At 51.9% G+C, this 21337-nt stretch carries 22 protein-coding genes; 17 read left to right on the top strand and 5 right to left on the bottom strand.

Translation table 11 applies throughout. The features are described from left to right. Positions 1-78: 78 nt before the first annotated feature. The 3 genes from AC07UI_RS17560 (at position 79) to AC07UI_RS17550 (ending at position 1208) form a co-directional block, all read left to right on the top strand. Positions 79-237, top strand: a complete 159-nt coding sequence (locus tag AC07UI_RS17560; protein WP_494993695.1) for a hypothetical protein — start codon at positions 79-81, stop codon at positions 235-237. A gap of 17 nt (positions 238-254) precedes the next feature. Then, positions 255-461, top strand: a complete 207-nt coding sequence (locus AC07UI_RS17555) for a LuxR C-terminal-related transcriptional regulator (protein ID WP_494993694.1) — start codon at positions 255-257, stop codon at positions 459-461. 504 nt (positions 462-965) lie between these two features. Continuing rightward, a complete protein-coding gene (locus tag AC07UI_RS17550) occupies positions 966-1208 on the top strand; it encodes a response regulator transcription factor (protein ID WP_494993693.1) in 243 nt (80 codons plus the stop codon). A 312-nt stretch (positions 1209-1520) separates the two neighbouring features. On the opposite strand, the gene AC07UI_RS17545 is transcribed toward AC07UI_RS17550, so the two are convergent. From AC07UI_RS17545 to AC07UI_RS17530, 4 genes are all read right to left on the bottom strand, one after another. Beyond that, positions 1521-1712, bottom strand: a complete 192-nt coding sequence (locus AC07UI_RS17545) for a hypothetical protein (protein ID WP_494993692.1) — start codon at positions 1710-1712, stop codon at positions 1521-1523. Positions 1713-1859: 147 nt separating this feature from the next. Next, positions 1860-2051 carry a hypothetical protein gene (locus AC07UI_RS17540; RefSeq protein WP_494993691.1) on the bottom strand — a complete coding sequence of 64 codons (192 nt, stop codon included), beginning with the start codon at positions 2049-2051 and terminating at the stop codon, positions 1860-1862. Between the two features lie 521 nt (positions 2052-2572). Beyond that, positions 2573-3061, bottom strand: a complete 489-nt coding sequence (locus tag AC07UI_RS17535) for a toxin-activating lysine-acyltransferase (protein WP_494993690.1) — start codon at positions 3059-3061, stop codon at positions 2573-2575. Continuing rightward, positions 3045-4739: a hypothetical protein gene (locus AC07UI_RS17530; protein ID WP_494993689.1), complete on the bottom strand. Its 1695-nt coding sequence runs from the start codon at positions 4737-4739 to the stop codon at positions 3045-3047. Before AC07UI_RS17530 ends, AC07UI_RS17535 begins: the two co-directional genes overlap by 17 nt. A 307-nt stretch (positions 4740-5046) precedes the next feature. Here AC07UI_RS17530 and AC07UI_RS17525 point away from each other — a divergent pair, with 307 nt between their 5' ends. From AC07UI_RS17525 to AC07UI_RS17495, 7 genes are all read left to right on the top strand, one after another. Continuing rightward, on the top strand, positions 5047-6318 hold the full coding sequence (locus tag AC07UI_RS17525) for an HlyD family secretion protein (protein WP_494993855.1): 1272 nt from the start codon (positions 5047-5049) through the stop codon (positions 6316-6318). An 11-nt stretch (positions 6319-6329) separates the two neighbouring features. Further along, the gene (locus AC07UI_RS17520; RefSeq protein ID WP_494993688.1) at positions 6330-8462 is read left to right on the top strand and encodes a peptidase domain-containing ABC transporter; all 2133 of its coding nucleotides are present in this window, start codon (positions 6330-6332) and stop codon (positions 8460-8462) included. 20 nt (positions 8463-8482) lie between these two features. Beyond that, positions 8483-9904, top strand: a complete 1422-nt coding sequence (locus AC07UI_RS17515; protein ID WP_494993687.1) for a TolC family protein — start codon at positions 8483-8485, stop codon at positions 9902-9904. A gap of 516 nt (positions 9905-10420) precedes the next feature. After that, positions 10421-13174 (top strand): response regulator, encoded by a 2754-nt coding sequence (locus tag AC07UI_RS17510; protein ID WP_494993686.1) that lies wholly within the window; start codon positions 10421-10423, stop codon positions 13172-13174. A 66-nt stretch (positions 13175-13240) separates the two neighbouring features. After that, on the top strand, positions 13241-14224 hold the full coding sequence (locus tag AC07UI_RS17505; protein WP_494993685.1) for a 2-hydroxyacid dehydrogenase: 984 nt from the start codon (positions 13241-13243) through the stop codon (positions 14222-14224). A gap of 97 nt (positions 14225-14321) precedes the next feature. Then, on the top strand, positions 14322-14756 hold the full coding sequence (locus AC07UI_RS17500; RefSeq protein ID WP_494993684.1) for a hypothetical protein: 435 nt from the start codon (positions 14322-14324) through the stop codon (positions 14754-14756). Then, entirely contained in the window at positions 14756-15160 is a 405-nt protein-coding gene (locus AC07UI_RS17495; protein ID WP_494993683.1) for an META domain-containing protein, read from the top strand. Before AC07UI_RS17500 ends, AC07UI_RS17495 begins: the two co-directional genes overlap by 1 nt. A 146-nt stretch (positions 15161-15306) precedes the next feature. Here AC07UI_RS17495 and AC07UI_RS17490 read toward each other — a convergent pair whose 3' ends face one another. Continuing rightward, on the bottom strand, positions 15307-15774 hold the full coding sequence (locus AC07UI_RS17490) for a TlpA family protein disulfide reductase (RefSeq protein WP_494993682.1): 468 nt from the start codon (positions 15772-15774) through the stop codon (positions 15307-15309). A 125-nt stretch (positions 15775-15899) separates the two neighbouring features. Here AC07UI_RS17490 and arsC point away from each other — a divergent pair, with 125 nt between their 5' ends. From arsC to arnT, 7 genes are all read left to right on the top strand, one after another. Next, positions 15900-16253, top strand: coding sequence for an arsenate reductase (glutaredoxin) (arsC, locus tag AC07UI_RS17485; protein WP_494993681.1), 354 nt, complete (start codon positions 15900-15902; stop codon positions 16251-16253). Then, entirely contained in the window at positions 16250-16855 is a 606-nt protein-coding gene (gene wrbA, locus AC07UI_RS17480) for an NAD(P)H:quinone oxidoreductase (protein ID WP_494993680.1), read from the top strand. Before arsC ends, wrbA begins: the two co-directional genes overlap by 4 nt. Then, positions 16848-17270, top strand: coding sequence for a DUF2069 domain-containing protein (locus AC07UI_RS17475; RefSeq protein WP_494993679.1), 423 nt, complete (start codon positions 16848-16850; stop codon positions 17268-17270). The genes wrbA and AC07UI_RS17475 overlap by 8 nt, the downstream gene beginning before the upstream one ends. A 110-nt stretch (positions 17271-17380) precedes the next feature. Beyond that, positions 17381-18052 (top strand): DNA-3-methyladenine glycosylase I, encoded by a 672-nt coding sequence (locus AC07UI_RS17470; RefSeq protein WP_494993678.1) that lies wholly within the window; start codon positions 17381-17383, stop codon positions 18050-18052. A gap of 464 nt (positions 18053-18516) precedes the next feature. Then, positions 18517-19152 (top strand): lipopolysaccharide core heptose(II)-phosphate phosphatase PmrG, encoded by a 636-nt coding sequence (pmrG, locus tag AC07UI_RS17465; RefSeq protein WP_494993677.1) that lies wholly within the window; start codon positions 18517-18519, stop codon positions 19150-19152. Positions 19153-19514: 362 nt separating this feature from the next. Then, positions 19515-19682, top strand: coding sequence for a hypothetical protein (locus tag AC07UI_RS17460; protein WP_494993676.1), 168 nt, complete (start codon positions 19515-19517; stop codon positions 19680-19682). Beyond that, positions 19679-21331 (top strand): lipid IV(A) 4-amino-4-deoxy-L-arabinosyltransferase, encoded by a 1653-nt coding sequence (gene arnT, locus AC07UI_RS17455; RefSeq protein WP_494993675.1) that lies wholly within the window; start codon positions 19679-19681, stop codon positions 21329-21331. The genes AC07UI_RS17460 and arnT overlap by 4 nt, the downstream gene beginning before the upstream one ends. Positions 21332-21337 lie beyond the last annotated feature (6 nt).

The raw sequence follows: 21337 nt of genomic DNA, 5'->3' as shown, positions 1-21337 counted from the left end.
TATGCGGCTCAGGAGTTATCTACTCATGTTGCAAGTGCGGTTCAGGATGCAACCCTGCCAGCAAAGCTTTTTTATCGTGTGACTGTCGCACTCGATTCGCAGACGGTTGCCGTGTACGGCTATTCGCAGCCCCTGCAGGCCGGGTTGTTAGAAGCCGATATCGTCCAAGACAAGCGTCGTCTCTATGAATGGGTTCTGGAGCCGATCTACTCACTGACGGGCAAGCGCCGGGAGTGAGCAGGATTTAAACACGAATGGCATGGGGCGTTAAAAACATGACAAAAAGGGAACAAGAAGTCCTGCAATCACTTCTGCAAGGCAAAACCAATAAACAAATCGCGTTGTTGCTTGGGATAAGTGATTTCACAGTGCGCGATTATGTGTCTTCAATTCTTCGCAAGAAAGGGGTCGGCTCGAGGGCGGAGCTATTCGCAGCAGAAATGAGAAAAGAAAAGTTCTGAGTCACCCTACATCTATAGGGTTATAAAAATCAATCAGCCAGACTATTTTTCGCATCACAGAGCAAAAGCCAAACTAGGCAACTCAGACCCTGCCAGCGCATTTAGTATCCAACAAGCGACCGCTAGCTGAGTTTAGCATCGCCTGTAAAAACCAAGTAAAACTTGAAACAAGTAAAATAAAAATCGCAAAAAGCACTAACGAAATTAAACCCTTGCGGAGGTGAAACTTAAATGCAAGCCTTAGCCTTTTTTTGCGATCTTCCTATCTAGTGACAGTTTCAGCCCGTGTTCATTTCTCGACTTATACCTCCGCCGATCATCCCCCCCATAGCCGCCTACAACTCCTGTTAACTCTTTACCTATACCGGCCGTCCCACTAATAACTCCGACCGCCGCACCAGCTATAACTCCGAGAAGATGTAGCACATAGTGCTAGAAACCCCTTGAACTTCTTAATACCAAATAGCCACACAAACTTATTAAAACACACGCATGGACCAACGAATGATGACCGTCAGAGAACAAGAAATCCTAAAACTTCTACTCCAAGGAAAAACCAACAAACAAATCGCGAAAACCATTGGCGCAAGTGACTTCACTGTACGCGACCACGTATCGTCAATCATCCATAAAACAGGTGTCAGTTCAAGAACTGAATTACTTGCAACAAAAATAAAAAAACCGATTAAACTTAAGAAATCTACCCATACTTCAAAGTCTTTTACCCCCCCTATTCAATGCAAGTGAACTGCCGCACACCAAACAGGGATTCCCACGCACCAATACACTAGGTTTCAAGATAGCCTTTTATATCGAAAAAAGATACAAGCAATATAAATTCTACCGAAGCAATTTATCGAACAGCACACGACGACTTACATTTGAAACACTAATCACAACCAGTCACCAAACAGCAAGAGTCACACCTCCACTTTGCATTTCTGACAAACAGAGATACTCCTCACTAGAAATAATCCAGGAGCCTTATCCAAACAACAAAATAAACTTCAAACATCAGAGATAAAAAACTCCACAATTGCCCCCCATATTTGTTGCCACTCAAGACAATCCTAGACAAACCATCAACCGTGGGACCATGGCAATAACAAAAAAAACAATTGCTGAAAAAACAAACATTTGAACGAGCGTCACTGAAGGAGTATACCCAAAGGCCGATTTAACCAGACTAACGACTCCTTTATAAACCAACCCCATAAATAAACCCAATAAAGCCGACAACAAAATCGACATGCTTACTCCTACAAAGAATAGCTAACAGAAAGCAGAAAAAACCCTTTTAATGCATTGACACCAGTGAACTCAGGCCCAAGCCTGTACGCCCCTTCCTCTTGCGAATAACTTAGCGCCCCCATTGATACCTCTCTCGAATCATTTCATTCAGAAAAAGCCTAGGCAGGTCATCAGCTTCGGAACTATAGCCATGACCAAAAAGACAACAGCGGGAACATAAAACACATCAAGATATTTATTTGAAAACGTAAATCCAAACGTCACTTTCGCAAAATCATTCGCCCCCCTGCAGGCAAGCGCGATAAACAAGCACAAAACCGCATACAACAGTATTTTCATAGCATCACCTGCTAGCCGACCGATATAATAAAATAAAAGCGCAAAAAGGCTAATACAGCCAATATTCTAGGATAGACGCTGTAATTAAAGCGCTTTTTGCGCTCCTTTACCTAGTATTAGCCTCCGCGTGGTTTCATTTCTCGGCCTATACCTCCGGCGACTATCCCTCCGCCATAGCCGAGCCCAACTCCTTTTATTGCGTTAACTAGACCAGTCGGCCCACCAACAGCTCCAACTAATGCCCCTCCTACCGTAACGCCGACAAAATCTCCAGTATTAAATGCCCCCCCTCCTACTGTAGTTCCAATATAGCCTGCCGCTGCCGACGCAGCACCTATGGCTGCACCAGCCAAAACCGCGCCATTAGCACCACCGACCGCCTCTGCTTCAACCAAGGAAATCTCACGCATTGCTAATCCTCCAATTAATTATTCTGATGATACAGACTAAAAACTCACACAACTACTTCCCTCTCTTATGCTCTCCTCTAGCAAACGGCTTAAAACTCCTACGACATAGCTTTAATCCTCCCCAACACCTGCACGGCACTTTAATTGGAAGTTACCGACTTTACGAATCGTATAGTCTTCATTTCGACGCACCCAGAATACTTTTTCAATACCCTCTTCCTGAAGATAACTTTTAATTATTTTTAAAGCTTCTCTTGCACCGCCACAAGGAAAACAAAAATCAATAATCCAGGTACTCCCGCCCTCGTTCCACTCATCGGAATGGATTAAAAAATCAGGACATTTAAGTAGCCGCTCCTCACTGTCGCTCGCTAAGTGAGCCCATGTTACGTAGCCGATAGGAGTGGACGCTTTATCGAAGAAAAATAAAATTTGTTTATGATCGATTGCAGGACAGATCCAAAACCTTAATGTACGCATTGAAAAAGATGAGTAGCGTCTACACATAGACGTGACCAAGCAAGCAAAACCAAGCAACTGTGCCTTACCAAAAACCACAGAATTTTTACAGGCAGTATTTAGTTCAAACGTTCTTTTCATGGACAAAGCCCCATATATCACCATAAAAAGAAACCGCCTTAGCCAGTTCAGCTTTATCTATATCAAGTTCAAACAAACACTTTACCGAAAATAGATTGCCACTTGCTTGCTTTATGACATACAAGCCGCTCTTAATGTCGTACCATATTTTTAGGGAGCCACTAAACCAGAATGGAATACTTACCCCTTTCTCAGTACTAAATTGAAGACATGCTGCGTCAGCAGCATCTTCAACCAGCGTTCCATACCCCTCCTCAGTTCTCCCCTTCCGCTCCATGGTCTCGGCAATATGCTCTTCAAGATCAGCCAGCAAGATACTAGTGTGATTTATCCTGGTAAGATTTACAGCAGTACCAAAAATAACATTCGCACGACTAATCCCCATTGAGCGTGCCTTACCACACACCAACTCAAACAGCTGACTATATGTTGCAGCCAACTTTCTCAATAGCGTTAATTCTATATTCAGCATCGAGAGATTTTGCTCCACATTAAGAGCCTTCCCTCTCAGCAGTGCCGCATAGAAACGATACCCCCAAGACTCATAGCCTTTCCAACCTGCCTCAGTGGAGATTGACATCATTGAAAAATCATCAGACGCCAGTACTTTTTGAAGAGCTCCAGAAAACTCTAAAAAAATATTACTTTCAGCTACCTTATTAAGCAAACATGATGGAAAACCCATCCGCATGACACAATGCAAATTGAATTTTTTGTTATATTCCAGAACAAACTCACTCACGGCCTTTCTAAAAATTTCGTTTGAATCATCAGCACTAACAACCCCATATTTACCCAAGCAATAACAAATACTTTCAATACTCTCTATAGCCGAAATGTGTTCTCCAGTAAAATTCTCAAAATCAACTCTATCTCCGCAAATCAGATTCGAGAATATTCTTGTACTACTAAAATCTAACCATGCCCCATCCAAAGATATATTTGATGCGCTGATATTGTAATGAATTATTCGCTTTGCCCTGGCAGTAGCGAATTGCCTGGCGAAACGCTTTGCCAGTTCGCTCAAACCTATACTCAACTGCTCACACAAAGTACCTGTAATTAATCCATACTTATTAACAGGCAGAAAACCAACAAGCCTCTTTACAACCGCACGCACACGCTTAGCGTCCTCACTCATTGAACCTGTTTGTCTTTCTTTAAAATAAGTAGCTCTGATAAAGTGAGCAGGCCGCACTGCCGGCATTCGAACCAACAGGCCTCGAGGATAACTTTTACTTCCGTGTTCAAAATCATACCCAGCATCTATAACCGCTACTGCTCTAACCGCTCCGTAAGGAAGTGCGATATGTATAATTTCGGCCCATATTGATTCATAGATCGCCGAATCAAGAGACATAAAGCCATTTCCATCAGCAGCATCTACATCCTCTCCAACTAACTGATTAGGGCCAATCCCTTTGACTTGAAAATCACCATCAAAACCACAACGGCCACCGCCGCCATTCCTTAAAATGCCGTCTCCGCCGTACCGCTCAGCGAAAAATGTTTTTTTATCTGTTCCTATCTTTCCGACAGAACTGCTATTAGTGACAACGTAACTGTATTTTGAGAGCACTTCCTCTTTGCTCAAACCACATTTTAATTTTTCGTTAAAAAATACAATTGAAGTTCCTTTAGCTTCGACTGCTTCAAAGCGTACGAAAACTTCCTGCAAGTCAGATAACCTGTTATGTCCCATAAGAGCGACAACACCCTTCCGTGATTACGGCCAATTGCTGATCCCAGACAAGATAACCATTCTACTGGCCGGAAAAAATCCTACACATGTAGGGGTGATGATCGCGAGCATAAGGCCGTATAGTTCCATCGCACCGACAGCCTATGATGCCTTGAACGCCACAACAAGCTGTGCGCTATCACGTATTGCTCTCTTTACGTTAGATACAATAGCAACTCTATATCGTTACGCTGCCATGCCAATTTTTTCCCACCAGAATCAGAGAAAGAGACGTTTTGTATCGATGGAAAAAACTCCGTTATTTAGAACTGAGGCATTAGAAGCGAAGCAAGTACGATTATTAGGAGAAATAGTTCTAATTCGGCCTGTATCCTTCGCCGTATTCACGCTGTTTTCCACACTGCTAGCATCGCTGGTAGTCATTTTCTTCATATGGGGCAGCTATACAAAGCGGACCACCGTGCCAGGCCAGCTCATATCGTCTTCGGGACAAATCAAGATATACGTCCCACAATATGGTCGAATACTGGAAAGCTTTGTCCATGAAGGACAAAACGTTACGAAAGATGCCCCCTTATTAAGTGTATCTAGTGAACGATATAATGCGGGCTTGGGACCTGTCCAAGCGGGGATTAGCGATTCTCTTATACAGCGTAAAACGTCCTTGCTTGACGAACTGGAAAAACAAAGAAACCTACAGAGTGAAGAAAGAAACAGCCTCCTTAGTAAGCTGAGCAGTCTTCAACAGGAAATAGTGACGCTGTCTGAGCAAACCTCGAGTCAAAAACAATTAGTCCTATTGGCTTCAGACGCCTCAAGTCGCTATCAGGGATTGATGGAGAAAGGTTACATCTCCATGGACCAGCTACAGCAGCGCCAAGCGGAACTACTTGGCCAACGACAAACATTACAAGCACTCGCACGTGAGCGCACTACGCTCCAGCAACAAATAGTAGAGCGTAGCAATGAGCTTTCTGGCTTATCAGCCAGACATGCCAACCAACTATCAAGTATAAACCGTGTACTATCAGGAGTGGAACAAGACATTGTAGAAAGCGAGGCTAAACGCACATTAGTTATTACGGCCCCTCAAGAAGGAACTGCTACTGCGGTTCTCGTGGAACCTGGTCAGACCGTGGACAGCTCTCGACCACTTTTGAGCATTGTTCCGACTAATTCACTTTTACAGGCCGAACTCTATGCGCCTAGCAAGTCCATCGGCTTTATCAAGTCTGGAGACACCGTAAGGATCCGCTATCAATCCTTTCCTTATCAGAAATTTGGTCAGCACTGTGGCGTCGTAAAATCTATTTCCAAAGCTTCTGTTTCCCCCTCTGAATTGGCAAGCATGACGGGCGGTGTGCCTGGGCTTGGTGTGGATGGCGAACAGTTTTACCGCATACGTGTAGATCTTGAAAAGCAACAGGTCCTGGCCTATGGCGAGCAGCGCTCGTTACAAACGGGCATGCTGCTTGAGGCCGACATATTGCAAGAGACTCGTCGCCTCTACGAGTGGGTGCTCGAACCGCTTTACAGTCTCACCGGCAAACTCTAGGAGCGGCATATATGGCATATTTGGACGCGATATCGCTGCGCTTAGGTCGCAAGCTACCACTGTTTCTTCAGACTGAAGCCACAGAGTGCGGACTAGCCTGCCTTGCAATGGTGCTCGGTTATCATGGCTACAGATCCAATTTGACAGAGTTACGACGCCGCTTCAATGTGTCGTTGAAAGGAATCACACTAAAACACATCATCCAGACAGCTGATGAGCTAAAACTAGGCTCTCGCGCAATCAGGCTAGAGCTAGAAGATCTTGCTAAGTTAAAGTTACCTTGTATCCTTCATTGGAATTTTAATCATTTTGTAGTATTGAAGTCTGTACATAAAAATCGTCTGACGCTACATGATCCCGCTAATGGCGTCCGCCATCTGAGCCTTAACGAGGCAAGCAGATATTTTACCGGTATCGCCTTAGAATTGTGGCCCAACAGCGGTTTTGAAAAACGGGAAGCCAAGCCTAGAATCAAGCTTTTGAGCATGCTAGGGAAGGTAACTGGACTTTATCGTTCATTATTGCAGATCCTTTTACTGGCATTGGCATTAGAAGTGTTTTCCCTGGTAAGTCCTTTTTTTCTTCAATGGACCATCGACAATGTACTTGTTAGTGAAGATAGAAACTTGCTAACGACCTTGGCGATAGGTTTCGGCTTATTGATGCTTATGCAGCAAGCGGTGACTGGCATTCGTGCTTGGGTGATGATGCACATGAGTACCATGCTCAGTGTGCAATGGCGCGCCAACGTATTCAGTCATTTGCTGAGATTACCGATTCAATACTTTGAAAAACGACATCTTGGTGACGTCGTTTCGAGATTCGGAGCTGTCGATAACATTCAACATACTCTTACAGCCGCTTTTTTTTCTACCCTCCTTGACGGTCTTATGAGCGTCGCTACGTTAGCGCTTATGTTTATCTACAGTCCAACGTTGGCGTGTATCGCTCTTATTGCAATGGTATTGTATACCTTTGGGCGTTGGGTCTGGTACTGCCCCTTGCGCAATGCGACTGAAGAGCAAATCATCCATGCTGCTCGTCAGGAAAGCCATTTTCTAGAGACAGTGAGGGGTATTCGGCCACTTAAGTTATTCCAACGTCAAAACGAACGACGCTCCGCTTGGCTTGGGCTCCTCGTTGAACAGATTAATGCAGGCCTTCGCACTCAGAAATTGCAACTAATGTATGTACAGCTAAACGGTTTACTCTTTGGCATGGAAAATATAATTTCCATCTGGTTTGGCGCGAACATGGTAATGAGTGGTCAATTCACTGTGGGTGTACTGATGGCCTATACCGCTTACAAAACTCAGTTTGTTAGTCGGGTCGCTAGCCTGATCGACCATTTATTTGAGTTACATATGCTCCAGCTACAAGGTGAACGTTTAGCTGATATTGTCATCCACCCTCCAGAGGACAGTCGAGCAAAAATAGACTCCGCAACGCTGGCGGCACGCGAAGCAAGCATTGAGATCAAAGGGCTAATGTACCGTTATTCAGAACAAGAACCGTTCGTTCTCGATAATTTAGATCTATGGATTGCAGAGGGCGAGTCTGTAGCTATTACTGGTAGCTCGGGGAGCGGCAAAAGCACGTTAATCAGCCTCATGCTGGGTATCCTACATCCGAGTTCTGGCCAAATACATGTAGCCGGAATTGAGCTAGGTCGAATGGGTATGGATGCTTTTCGAGAAATGGTTGGAACAGTACTGCAGGATGATCTTTTGTTTGCAGGGTCACTAGCGGAAAATATATCGTTCTTTGAACCAAACACAGATATGGCATGGATAATACAATGCGCAGAAATGGCAGCAATTCATAGCGAGATTGAGGCAATGCCAATGGGCTATAACACATTGGTTGGTGATATGGGCACGGTGTTATCAGGAGGACAGAAACAACGAGTATTACTGGCCAGGGCTCTATACAAGAAACCCAGGATACTATTTCTTGATGAGGCTACCAGTCACTTAGACGTTCTATGTGAGCAGAAGGTTAACAACGCCATTCGCGCCCTTCATATGACTAGAATCATTGTGGCTCATCGGCCAGAGACGATTGCGTCAGCTGACCGAATTGTAACATTGGATTTTGGAAAAAAAGTTTCGGAAAAACACACCAAAACCTCTATAAATCAATAAATTTTTGCTACGACAGAACAATGAATGATATTCTTGCTGGAACATTGTTTTTTTCATTGACTTTCTGTTCCGCGACATCCTTCGCAGCTAGTCTGGATGTATTTGGTGTTCAGAGTACCGTTTCAGGCACTTCTGTAAAAGACCTTAGTCGCGGAAATATGCCATGTCTATTCGGTAGCCTACCCAAAGAGCTGACGCTGGAAGAGGCGATAGAGAGAATACTTTGCAACGACCCACAGACACGTTTGGCATGGGCCAATGCTAAAGCACAAGCGGCTCTAGTCGGGATAAGCGAATCTTCGTATCTTCCAAGACTGAACGGCGGTATCGGCATTTCCAGTGGACGCAACGTCAGTGATTACGAACAACGGCCAGAGCTTTCCAGCAAAGGCAAACAGCAACAAACCACCAATAGATTGAGTTTTAGCTGGGTCCTATTCGATTTCGGGCGTAGAGAAGCTGCACTAAGTAGTGCCAGGCAACTGCTAGTAGCTGCCAACTCCAACCAGGATGCGACTCTTCAAAGCTCCTTCGTCTTGGCAGCACAGCTCTACTACAACGCTCTCTCCGCTCAACGCAGCTTAATTGCTTCGACTGAAGTCGAGGCGTTGGCCGCAGAAAATCTTAAAGCTGCTGACGCCAAATATAAGGCAGGAGCCGCAGCACTCTCAGATAGATTACAAGCTCAGACGGCTTACTCTCAAGCACGCCTTGGCCAAGTTCGTAACGCTGGAGCATTGCGTAATGCAACTGGAATTATTGCACTGCGCATGGGGATCCCCCCAAATACGCCCTTTAAATTGGCTGGGAATCTTACTCCCTTACCTGACACATACTTCGTTCGGGCAATTGATGAACTGCTTAAACAGGCTCGACAGGATCATCCTGCCCTAATAGCAGCTCAAGCGAGGATCAAAGCGGCCGAGGCCACACTTGAAGAGCGCCGAGCAACAGGAAGACCGACATTATCGTTAACTGCTGACATCTCCGAAACCCAAAGCAATCGATCACAGGCGCTCAACGGAGATAGAAGCGAACGCGACAGAACGATCGGTTTGCAGCTAAATATTCCCTTGTTTGAAGGATTCGAACGCACTTATCAAATACGTAATGCCCAAGCACGCCTTGAGGCAAGCAGGGCTGAGCTTATCGATGCGGAACAGATAGTGTTAGTTGACTTATGGGCAAACTATCAAGCACTTAGTATCGAAACTCTCAGCCTGGAACGTACAGGTGAATTGGTGGCGCAGTCGCGCCAGTCTCTTGAGGTAGTTCAAGGTCGTTATCGCTCTGGTGTTGGTAGCATGATCGAATTGCTTAACACATTGACGTCTTATGCTTCAGCGGAAGAGCAACACATTAGAGCGTTGAGCAATTGGCAAGTTTCTCGTTTGAAATTGGCCGCTAACCTGGGGCGCCTTGGGTTCTGGACACTGCAGTAACTGAACCCGGCGGTGCCGACTGCCATTCCGGGGGTGAACACCAGCATCCCTGTCCACCAGATCCATACATGGACATTGTCCTGGAGGCCGGTGATGCCTTCTATCTCCACGTGGTGGGTGGCATAACCCATTGCCACTGGGAGAAGCTACCTTTTATCTGGCGACAGGTACCTTCCCGGCTTATACCGTCGATTGTCCGATCCAGCACGAGGTGGTCTCCTATCGCCAGCATACGGGGATGGCCAATAGATACGGGCGTCATTATCTTCTGTAATTAATTCTCAGTTACCCATTATTCAAGATTGCTCCCCGGCTCTCTCTCGCAGGGCGGGTTTTGTGGTGGATAGGAGATCGCTATCGCGAGCAAGCTCGGCTCCTACATAGCAGACGGCTGGCGGCGTTAATTTACAAAGATTGCCCGCAAGCAAATGGCTACACTGCGCAGGTGGCGCGTACCGGATGTGCGCATCAGTCATTCGTCTGTCATTCAAAATGGCGTGGTAGCAGGAGAGTTGCGTGCTTAAGAAACTGGGGATAAAAGGCCGCGTGCTGTTGTTGAGCCTGTTGCCGACCAGCTTGATGGCATTGGTGCTGGGCGGCTATTTCACGTGGATGCAGCAGTCCGACCTGCAAACCCAGCTCCTGCAACATGGCGAGATGATCGCCGAACAACTGGCACCGCTGGTGGCCCCTGCCATGGGCCATAACAACTCGGATTTACTGGAACGCATCGCGACCCAATCCCTGGAACAGACGGATGTTCGCGCCGTATCCTTTCTCGCTCCCGACCGCACGCCACTGGCCCATGCGGGCCCGAGCATGCTCAATCAGCCACCGATCGGTAACAGCCCCCACATGCTGCGACGCACCGGCAGTGACGCGACGCGCTATCTATTGCCGGTGTTCGGCCGACACCGTAACCTCGCCGGTGACCTGATCCCTGATGAGTCCGACCGCTTACTGGGCTGGGTGGAGCTTGAACTGTCCCACAACGGCATGCTGCTGCGCGGTTACCGCAGCCTGTTCGCCAGCCTGCTATTGATCGCCGCGGGCCTTGCCGGCACGGCCCTGCTGGCGCTGCGCATAAGCCGCACAATCAATACGCCGCTCAGCCTGATCAAACACGCTGTTGCGCAACTCAAGGAAGGTAACCTGGAGACCCGCCTGCCGGCACTCGGCAGCCAGGAGCTGGATGAACTGGCATCAGGCATCAACCGCATGGCTGGCACTCTGCAAAACGCCCAGGAAGAATTGCAACACAGCATCGACCAAGCCACTGAAGACGTTCGGCAGAACCTGGAGACTATCGAAATCCAGAACATCGAACTGGACCTGGCACGTAAAGAGGCGCTGGAAGCAAGCCGGATCAAATCCGAGTTCCTGGCCAACATGAGCCACGAGATCCGCACGCCCCTCAATGGCATCCTCGGCTTCACCCATCTGCTGCAGAAAAGTGAGTTGACACCTCGTCAGCTGGATTACCTGGGCACCATCGAGAAGTCCGCCGACAGCCTGCTGGGGATCATCAACGAGATTCTCGACTTCTCGAAAATCGAGGCCGGCAAGCTGGTGCTCGACAGCATTCCCTTCAACCTGCGAGACCTGCTGCAGGACACCCTGACCATCCTCGCCCCGGCGGCCCACGCCAAGGAGCTTGAACTGGTGAGCCTGGTCTACCGCGATACCCCATTGTCGCTGGTCGGCGATCCCCTGCGCCTCAAACAGATCCTCACCAACCTGGTGAGCAACGCGATCAAATTCACTCGCGAGGGCACCATCGTCGCCCGCGCCATGCTCGAAGAAGAGCATGAAGACAGCGTGCAACTGCGCATCAGCATTCAAGACACCGGTATCGGCCTGTCCAATCAGGACGTGCGTGCCTTGTTTCAAGCGTTCAGCCAGGCCGACAACTCGCTGTCCCGACAACCCGGCGGCACCGGTCTGGGCCTGGTGATTTCCAAACGCCTGATCGAACAAATGGGCGGCGAGATCGGTGTCGACAGCACGCCCGGCGAAGGATCCGAGTTCTGGATCAGCCTGAGTCTGCCGAAAGCCCGCGACGACGCCGAAGACCTGCCGTCTGCGCCACTGCTTGGTCGCCGCGTCGCTGTGCTGGAGAACCACGAACTGGCCCGCCAGGCCTTGCAGCATCAACTGGAAGACTGCGGCCTGGAAGTCACCCCGTTCAATACCCTGGAAGCGTTGACCAACGGCATCACCGGCACCCATCAGACCGATGAGGCGATCGACCTGGCGGTGCTTGGCATCACCACCAAAGACATGCCGCCCGAACGCCTCAACCAACATATCTGGGACCTCGAACATTTGGGCTGCAAAGTGCTGGTGCTATGCCCGACCACTGAGCAGACGCTGTTTCATCTCTCGGTGCCCAATCCCCATAGTCAATTGCAGGCCAAACCGGCCTGCACCCGCAAGCTGCGCCGAGCCTTGTCCGACCTGGTCAATCCGCGCCCGATGCGCAACGAGCCCGGCGAGCCCATTTCCAGCCGTGCGCCGAAAGTGCTCTGCGTCGATGACAACCCCGCCAACCTGTTACTGGTGCAAACCCTGCTTGAAGACATGGGGGCCAAGGTGCTCGCGTTGGAGAGCGGCGATGCCGCGGTCAAGGCAGTACAGAAGCAGGCCTTCGATCTGATCCTGATGGACGTTCAGATGCCCGGGATGGACGGCCGCCAGACCACCGAAGTGATTCGCCACTGGGAAAGCGAGCGTCATAGCACCCCGCTACCGATCGTTGCTCTGACCGCCCATGCCATGGCCAATGAAAAACGCGCCCTGCTGCAAAGCGGGATGGACGACTACCTGACCAAACCCATTAGTGAGCGCCAACTGGCCCAGGTAGTGTTGAAGTGGACTGGCCTTGCGCTGCGCAATCATGGGCCGGAGCGCGCCGGCGAGTCCTACGGTAATAGCACCGAGTTGCTGGTGCTCGATCATGAAGAAGGACTGCGCCTGGCCGCCGGCAAAGCCGATTTGGCTGCCGATATGCTGGCGATGTTGCTCGCCTCTCTGGAGGCTGACCGTGAAGCCATCCGCGTCGCCCGGGAAGCCAAAGACCAGAATGCGCTGATCGAGCGGGTCCATCGCCTGCACGGTGCCACCCGCTACTGTGGCGTACCGCAACTGCGAGCAGCCTGCCTGCGCAGTGAAACCCTGCTCAAGCAAGAGGACCAAAAGGCCTTTGCCGCTCTGGATGAACTGGACCGAGCCATCAACCGCCTGGCTACCGAAGCCCGCATCGGCGCTTGACCCACGGCAATACTGGCAATGCAGGTGAACGTTAAGCTCATCGCACCTGCAAACAAGGATGAAGCCATGCGCACGATTCTCTTTAGCTGCCAGACCTATGATCGCGACAGTTTCCTCGGTACCGAGCAACCGGCCGATGTCGAGTTACAGTTTCAATCGGCACGGCTGAGCCTGGACACGGCGGCTCTGGCTGAGCACCACGAAGTGGTCTGCGCCTTCATCAATGACGACCTCAGCGCGCCGGTGCTTGAGCAGCTGGCGGCCGGCGGCACCCGCTTGATCGCCCTGCGCTCGGCCGGCTACAACCATGTCGACCTGCCAGCAGCCAAACGCCTGGGGCTGAGCATCGTCCGGGTTCCGGCCTACTCACCCCACGCGGTGGCCGAACATGCCGTGGCCTTGATTCTGGCGCTGAACCGACGCTTGCATCGCGCTTACAACCGGACCCGCGAAGGTGATTTCAGCCTGCACGGCCTGACCGGTTTCGACCTGGCGGGCAAATCCGTCGGCGTGGTCGGCACCGGCCAGATCGGCACCACTTTCGCCAAAATCATGGCCGGGTTTGGCTGCCAGCTACTGGCGTACGATCCGTATCCCAACCCGCAGGTGGAAGCCCTCGGTGCCCGATATCTGAGCCTGCCCGAGTTGTTGGCGCAAGCTCAGATCATCAGCCTGCATTGCCCGCTGACGACTGAAAGCAAACACCTGATCAACAGTCAGTCACTGGCCCATATGCGACCGGGCGCGATGTTGATCAACACCGGCCGAGGTGGCTTGGTGGACACACCGGCACTGATCGACGCACTGAAAATCGGCCAACTGGGCTATCTGGGTCTGGATGTATACGAGGAAGAAGCACAACTGTTCTTCGAGGATCGCTCTGATCTGCCGCTGCAAGACGATGTACTGGCGCGCCTGCTGACGTTCCCGAACGTCATCGTCACCGCCCACCAGGCCTTTTTGACCCGCGAAGCCCTGGCCGCGATTGCCGCAACCACCTTGCAGAACATTACCGCCTGGGCGGCGGGCACACCACAGAACCAGGTGTAAGGCCAAGCCACGGGTCGACTGCCTGATCGAAGGTCACAAGCCCGGGCCATGCTGGATTCGTCCGCGTGCTAGCATACCGCCCATACTTGGAGGACCCATGGTCGAACACGATTTCCGCTACAGCCTGATGAGCCCGCAACACACCCTGATCGAATGCCGCGCCTTAGTGCCGGGTCGTTATCAAGTCACCGGTAACGGCGGCTCGATACAGAACGATGACGTCCTGGTGGTCACCCTCAAAGGCAGCAAGGACTTGTCCATGCGCCTGACCGTAGAAAAAGTCCGTCACCTGATCAACCCGATCGGCCAATGGGTCGCCGTGGCCCGTGGTCCGGTGTTCGGTGAACTGGCGATTCACACGTGGCAGGTCAACTGCGACAGCTGTTCAGCCGAGCTGAACTTCGAGTTCGCGGTTGACGCCAAACTCGGCAACAACGCACAAAAGCCTGCCGCCACAGCGCGCATAGCCGAGCTTGGCTGGGTAAGCAAAGGCGAGAAGCACCTGTGCCGCAAATGCCAGGAGCCAGGCTAATGAAACATCTGACCATGATGGGGATGGTCGGTGCCAGCCTGTTGGGATGCGCTGCTGAGCCAGTGAAACTGCAACAGGATCACAGCTACATTCTGGAGTGGATCGGCGAACGCCCGCTGATCGATAACAGCCACCTGACCATCACCCTCGGTGAAGACGGTCGGGCCTATGGCAATGGCGGCTGCAATCACTGGTTTGCGCCTTACACCCTGGACGGCGACAAACTCAGCTTTGGCAAGGTCGGCAGCACCCGCAAAATGTGCGCGCCGGCATTGATGGAGCAAGAAAAACGCTTCCTGCTGGCACTGGAAACCGTACAACGCTGGGACATCTCGCCGATCGAGCAAGTACGTTTCTGGCCGGCCGAAGGCAAGCCGCTGCGTTGGTGGCTGGAAGAGGGCTGATACAACAATCCCTGTACCTGCAGGAGCGAGCTTGCTCGCGATGAACTTGAACTTGATGCGTTTCCTCAATGAGTACGCGTTATCGTTAACGACCATCGCAAGCAAGCTCGCTCCTACAGAGATCTATGTTGTTCCCATTAGACTCTTCAGTTTTTCGCCTGCAACGCCGTAAGCTTTGCCATCACTCCCGCCGCCGTTTGCTCACCCATCAACTGCTCACGCACTTTGCCCTTGTTATCAATGATGTAGGTCACCGGCAATGCCTCACTGCGCGGCAACTCGAAAAAATCGGCCGGGTCCTGGGCCAACACGGTGAACTTGATCCCCAGCGCTTCACTGGCCTTCTTCAGCTCCTCCCCCTGCACATTGTCGAAGTTGACCCCAAACACACCGATCGACTTACCCTTCAATTGCTCAGCCAGGACATTCAACTCGGGAATCTCTGTTCGGCAAGGGCCACACCATTCAGCCCAGTAATTGATCACCACCCATTGTTTGTCCAGACGCTCGGACGCGATCTTCTGCCCCTGCTGATCGACGCCGTAATCATTGCCACAGCCGCCGAGCAGCAAGGTTGTGATGATCGCCAATACCGCCGCCAGTCGCCTTGTCATGTCTTGGTCCTTTGAAAAGATTGGTTCTGAATCCACTTTGACTGCGACCCATCGCCTCCCAAGGTTCAGGACTGCTCGCCACACAGGTAGAATAGCCGCCACTTTACGCAAGATGCGACCCGCACATGACCGATCTGACGCTTTATCACAACCCGCGCTGCTCGAAATCCCGCGGTGCACTGGAACTGCTGCAAGCTCGTGGCCTGGCCCCGACCGTAGTGCTCTACCTGGAAACCCCACTCGATGCCGCACAACTGCAAAGCCTGCTGGGCAAACTGGGTGTTAGCGCCCGCCAGCTGCTGCGCACCGGCGAAGACGAGTACAAGACCCTCAACCTGGCGGACAGCAGCCTGACCGAGGCACAGCTGATCGCCGCCATGGCCGCGCACCCGAAACTCATCGAGCGACCAATTCTGCAAGTCGGCGACAAGGCCGTGATCGGCCGTCCGCCGGAGAAAGTGCTGGAGATCCTGCCGTGAGTGCGCCGTATATTCTGGTTCTGTATTACAGCCGCAGCGGTTCGACCAACGAAATGGCCCGGCAGATTGCCCGCGGTATCGAACAAGGCGGTCTGGAAGCTCGCCTGCGAACGGTACCGTCGATCTCCACTGAATGCGAAGCGGTAGCGCCGAGCATCCCGGACGAAGGCGCCTTGTATGCCAGCCTCGACGATCTGAAAAACTGCTCGGGTCTGGCCCTTGGTAGCCCGACCCGCTTCGGCAATATGGCCGCACCGTTGAAGTACTTCCTGGACGGCACCAGCAACTTGTGGCTGACCGGTGCACTGGTAGGCAAACCGGCCGGAGTCTTCACCTCCACCGCCAGCCTGCACGGCGGCCAGGAAACCACCTTGCTGTCGATGATGCTGCCGTTGCTGCACCACGGCATGCTGATCACCGGCCTGCCCTACAGCGAATCAGCTCTGCTGGAAACCCGCGGCGGCGGTACGCCTTACGGCGCCAGTCACCACGCTGGCGCCGATGGCAAAAGCCCGCTGAACGAGCACGAAGTCGCCTTGTGCCGGGCGTTGGGCCTGCGCCTGGCGAAAACCGCCCGGCAACTGGAGAGCAGCCGTGGCTAAAAAGCCCAAGATCCTGCCCTCAATCGAGTGGCTGGAACCACGCGTACGGGTAGCCCGAGTATTGAGCCTGCTGTGCTTTCTCGGTTTGATCGGCCTGTTGTGCGCGTACTACCTGATCATCGCCGACCTGCATGGCGCGAGACCCTGGGTGATCCTGCTGATCGAGCTGGTGCCTTTGCTTCTACTGACACCGGGCATGCTCAGCGGCAGCGCCCGTGGGCATTCATGGATGTGCTTTGTGGTGAACCTGTATTTCATCAAAGGCGCATTGGCCGCCTACGATCCGAATCGACAGATGTTCGGTCTGCTGGAAATGGCCGCGAGCCTGGCCGTGTTCTGCAGCGCGCTACTGTATGTGCGCTGGCGGTTTCAGCTCAATCGCAAGCTGGCGGGGGAAGGTGAAGCGCTGGCTTGATAGATGAGAGTCGCCGGACCAACCACCATCGACGACCCGACTTCCTATCTAAAGCCTTATTTATTAAAGCCTGAGAGCTTGCGGCAATCGCTATCCAGTCAGGAGAGGGCATGCACGACTACAAATGGTTAAACGAATATTGTCTCAATCGCTTCGGTTCAGTGGCGGCCCTGGAGGCACACCTGCCCTCCCCTGCATCTGCCCAACAATTGAGAAAAATCAGCGACGATCGCTATTTATCGACCTTGGCGTTAAGAGTTTTCCGTGCCGGATTGAAGCACAGCCTGGTGGATGCAAAATGGCCGGCGTTCGAGCAGGTTTTCTTTGGGTTTGATCCGGAAAAAGTCGTGTTGATGGGGGCTGAACATCTTGAACGCCTGATGCAGGACGCACGCATCATCAGGCATTTAGGCAAGCTCAAAAGCGTACCGCGCAATGCTCAACTGATCCTCGATATTGCTCATGAACATGGCAGCTTTGGGGCCTTCATTGCTGACTGGCCCACGACCGATATCGTTGGCCTCTGGCAATATCTTGCCAAACATGGAAGCCAACTGGGTGGTCTCTCGGCGCCGAGGTTCCTGCGAATGGTCGGTAAAGACACGTTCATTCCGACATTCGACGTGGTTGCTGCGCTGAACGCCCAGAACATCATCGACAAAGTTCCAGGCAGCAAGCGGGACCAGGCGAAGGTACAAGAGGTTTTCAACCTCTGGCATAGCGAAAGCGGACGGCCGCTCTGTCAGTTATCCGCCATGCTGGCTTATACGGTAAACCATTGATCCGCGATCAAACCCGGCCACCTGGAAACCGTTCAGGGTGCACTGCCCTTTTGTAAACAAGTACGCGGCAGTGCACCCGCTGAGATCTGCCTCGCCAGTGCGCTAAACTGATCGCTCCCGGTCTCGATACTTTCCATTTTGCAAACTCCCCGCTCATTTCTGGCAGCCTGTTAGATATCGTCAACTTCAAACATGATTTCCACAGCAAAATGAACTAGAGCGGATGTGTCATCACACCAAACTTCAGCCCCTCCCTGAATAAGGCTTCCCTGTCACAAGGGAAGCCTGCCCCCCTCCAAATTTTTCACATTCCTTTCACCAATCCCCCACCTGGCTTGCCCTAGATTTGCGTTCAGGTCACTGTCCAGGGTCTTCGCGCGCACTGAAAGTTTTCGTTTGAAAATCATACAAGGGTGAACAATTTGGTTAATTCTGTCCCGGCCGGGTCGCCATCGAAACGAGTCATGACAACCAGACTCAAGAAACTGCTACTTGGGGCTGGCATCGCCACGGTCAGCTTGATTCTGGCCACCGGATTCGTGTTATGGCCAAAAACGCCGTTGAACCTGGGAGAGGGAAACCACATGAACACCGCCGGTGTTTATGAACACTGGAAGGCCGGAGACGTTATCGTACTGGTCAGACATGCTGAACGCTGCGACCGTTCCAGTAATCCCTGCCTCGGCCCGGCAGACGGCATTACCCGTGTCGGCAGCATCGCCGCGGCAGAAGTGGGTAAAGCCTTCCAGACCATCGGGATGGTGAACGCCGATGTACTCAGCAGCCCGGCGACCCGCACACTGCAGACATCGCAGTCCATGTTCGGACAAGCAGCCGCCGCTCAAGACTGGCTGGCCAGCTGCGGCAAGCCCCTGTCAGATGACGCGCTCGCCCATAAAGTCGCCCATCGCAATCTTGTGTTGGTTACCCACAGTGGATGCATCAGCGACCTCGAAAGTCAGCTGGGTTTTAAACATGCGCCTACAAGCGAGTACACCAGCTCCCTATTCGTCTCTGTCGGAGCGGGCGGCCAACTAAATGTGCTGGGTGTCATGAATGAGCAAGATTGGGCGTCCACACTAAAAAAAGTCGTCAAATAATTTGTTACTATTTTTAATCGCTGCACAATCATGCCCCATCAGTAAAATGGCGGACCGGACGTGCCAGACTTTATTCGACGCCTCAGGATTCGCTACTAACAACCGCGTTACGACAGCAACTTCAATGATCGCTTATTCGTAAACATGCGCCGCGACGAAACTCGCAGGTTGCGAGCACATGCTCTGGAAACGTAATTATTTGCGCTGAGCCACCCGACTTTTTTGTTTAGACGCTTGAGTTCTCTTGAGTAAGTCGAACCTTTAGTCTGTGGCACATTCAGGCTTCAGGCATGCCTTTAAAGGTCTGAGTGGCAGAACACCAAAATTCTAAAACAACATATACAGAGGTAGAACGGATTCTGATGGCTAACGATTTTCGCCCACTGGCGACCCACACCAGTCAGCGTGACACTCATCTTCACTGCTTCGGCAACCTGCTGCCAACACGCATCGACAGTTTGCCCAAGGGTCTGCTGCCATGCAGCGCCCTGAACGATCACAAAGACTGCCTGGGAGCACAAAGCGCATGATTAGACGTTGGGCGTTGCCATTACTGCTGTTGGCCTTTGGCCTGTTCTATCTTCTGCCACTGGCTTCTCACGGGCTGTGGATTCCAGACGAACCCCGTTATGCCCAAATCAGCCAGGAGATGCTGCTGAGCGGCGATTGGGTTTCCCCGCACTTCATGGGCATTCGTTATTTCGAGAAGCCTATCGCCGGCTATTGGATGATTGCCATCGGCCAGGCGATATTCGGCGATAACCTGTTCGGAGTCCGCATCGCTTCTGCTGTGAGCACCGGGCTGAGCGTGCTGTTGACGTACCTGATCGCCCGACGCCTCTGGAATGATCCGCGCAAGAGTTTTGCTTCGGCCTTGCTTTACATGAGCTTCGGCCTCATCGCCGGTCAAGCCGGGTACTCCAATCTCGATCCGCAATTCACTTTGTGGGTCAACTTGAGCCTGGTGGCGTTGTGGTTTGCTATTGACAGCACCACACAGCGGGCCCGATTGACGTCATGGGCGGTACTTGGCTTCGCCTGCGGCATGGGCTTCATGACCAAGGGGTTTCTCGCCTGGCTGCTGCCGGCGTTGATCGCCCTGCCCTATATGCTCTGGCAACGGCGCCTGGGGGAACTGCTGCGCTACGGTCCGCTGGCCGTCATCGTTGCAATCATCGTCAGCTTGCCTTGGGTGCTGAGCATTCATGCTCACGAACCCGACTTCTGGAGGTTTTTCTTCTGGAATGAACACATTCGTCGCTTCTCCGCAGAGGATGCCCAGCACACTCGCCCATGGTGGTTCTACCTGCCGATGCTAGTGGTCTCCAGCCTGCCCTGGGCGGCATTGCTGCCTTCTACATTCACGCAAGCGTGGAAGAGCAAACAGCAAGCGGGCACCGGTTTCCTGCTGCTTTGGCTGGTGCTGCCGCTGGCATTTTTCAGCCTTAGCCGAGGCAAACTGCCGACTTACATCATGCCGTGCCTGCTGCCGCTGGCGGTACTGATGGGCAACACATTGATCGACCGGATCACACAAACGCAAGGCCGCGCTATCCGTATCAATGGGTTGCTCAATCTTGTCATCGGTACGGTTTCGCTGCTCGCGCTGATCTATCTGCAATTGACCAAGCCGGTTTACGGGCAGCAAGAAATGATGAGCCTGTCGCTGACATTCATCGTATTGATGGGCTGGATCATGGCCAACATGCTGCAGGCCGTCAGACCATTGACCATGTGGGCCGCACCAGCCCTGGGCATCTGGCTGCTGATCGCCTTGTTGCCTGCCGGCATGCCCAACAGCATTGTTCATAACAAGATGCCCGACCAGTTCATCAACGAACACATCGAAGAACTCAAGCAAACCACAAAACTGCTGAGTAACGATCTGGGGGCCGCGTCTGCTCTTGCCTGGAGCCTGAAGCGTCCTGAAGTCGAGTTGTTTAACACCGCTGGCGAACTGAAATACGGCCTGACTTATCCTGACTCGGTCAACCGTCTGGTTGACACCAAGAGCGTCCAGCAATGGATGACCGATGCCCTCAAACAAGGCTCGGTTGGCGTGATCATGCGAGTCAAGAACGTGGAGGAGATACAGGAGGTCGAACTGCTGCCTGTGGGCGGCAAGCGTTACGAGCAGGGCAATCTCGTGATTCTGATCTTCCCTCAGAGTCAGCCATGACCTTGC

Source organism: Pseudomonas sp. GW821-FHT04C07, assembly GCF_059420325.1.
Note: the sequence above shows the minus strand (reverse complement) of the source record. Positions and strands in the feature narration are given on the sequence as shown.

Coding starts and splice junctions, on each gene's coding strand:
- AC07UI_RS17555 (WP_494993694.1), top strand. CDS start 255: ATGGCATGGGGCGTTAAAAACATGACAAAAAGGGAACAAGAAGTCCTG.
- AC07UI_RS17550 (WP_494993693.1), top strand. CDS start 966: ATGATGACCGTCAGAGAACAAGAAATCCTAAAACTTCTACTCCAAGGA.
- AC07UI_RS17545 (WP_494993692.1), bottom strand. CDS start 1,712: ATGTCGATTTTGTTGTCGGCTTTATTGGGTTTATTTATGGGGTTGGTT.
- AC07UI_RS17540 (WP_494993691.1), bottom strand. CDS start 2,051: ATGAAAATACTGTTGTATGCGGTTTTGTGCTTGTTTATCGCGCTTGCC.
- AC07UI_RS17535 (WP_494993690.1), bottom strand. CDS start 3,061: ATGAAAAGAACGTTTGAACTAAATACTGCCTGTAAAAATTCTGTGGTT.
- AC07UI_RS17525 (WP_494993855.1), top strand. CDS start 5,047: ATGGAAAAAACTCCGTTATTTAGAACTGAGGCATTAGAAGCGAAGCAA.
- AC07UI_RS17520 (WP_494993688.1), top strand. CDS start 6,330: ATGGCATATTTGGACGCGATATCGCTGCGCTTAGGTCGCAAGCTACCA.
- AC07UI_RS17515 (WP_494993687.1), top strand. CDS start 8,483: ATGAATGATATTCTTGCTGGAACATTGTTTTTTTCATTGACTTTCTGT.
- AC07UI_RS17505 (WP_494993685.1), top strand. CDS start 13,241: ATGCGCACGATTCTCTTTAGCTGCCAGACCTATGATCGCGACAGTTTC.
- AC07UI_RS17500 (WP_494993684.1), top strand. CDS start 14,322: ATGGTCGAACACGATTTCCGCTACAGCCTGATGAGCCCGCAACACACC.
- AC07UI_RS17495 (WP_494993683.1), top strand. CDS start 14,756: ATGAAACATCTGACCATGATGGGGATGGTCGGTGCCAGCCTGTTGGGA.
- AC07UI_RS17490 (WP_494993682.1), bottom strand. CDS start 15,774: ATGACAAGGCGACTGGCGGCGGTATTGGCGATCATCACAACCTTGCTG.
- arsC (WP_494993681.1), top strand. CDS start 15,900: ATGACCGATCTGACGCTTTATCACAACCCGCGCTGCTCGAAATCCCGC.
- AC07UI_RS17470 (WP_494993678.1), top strand. CDS start 17,381: ATGCACGACTACAAATGGTTAAACGAATATTGTCTCAATCGCTTCGGT.
- pmrG (WP_494993677.1), top strand. CDS start 18,517: ATGACAACCAGACTCAAGAAACTGCTACTTGGGGCTGGCATCGCCACG.
- AC07UI_RS17460 (WP_494993676.1), top strand. CDS start 19,515: ATGGCTAACGATTTTCGCCCACTGGCGACCCACACCAGTCAGCGTGAC.
- arnT (WP_494993675.1), top strand. CDS start 19,679: ATGATTAGACGTTGGGCGTTGCCATTACTGCTGTTGGCCTTTGGCCTG.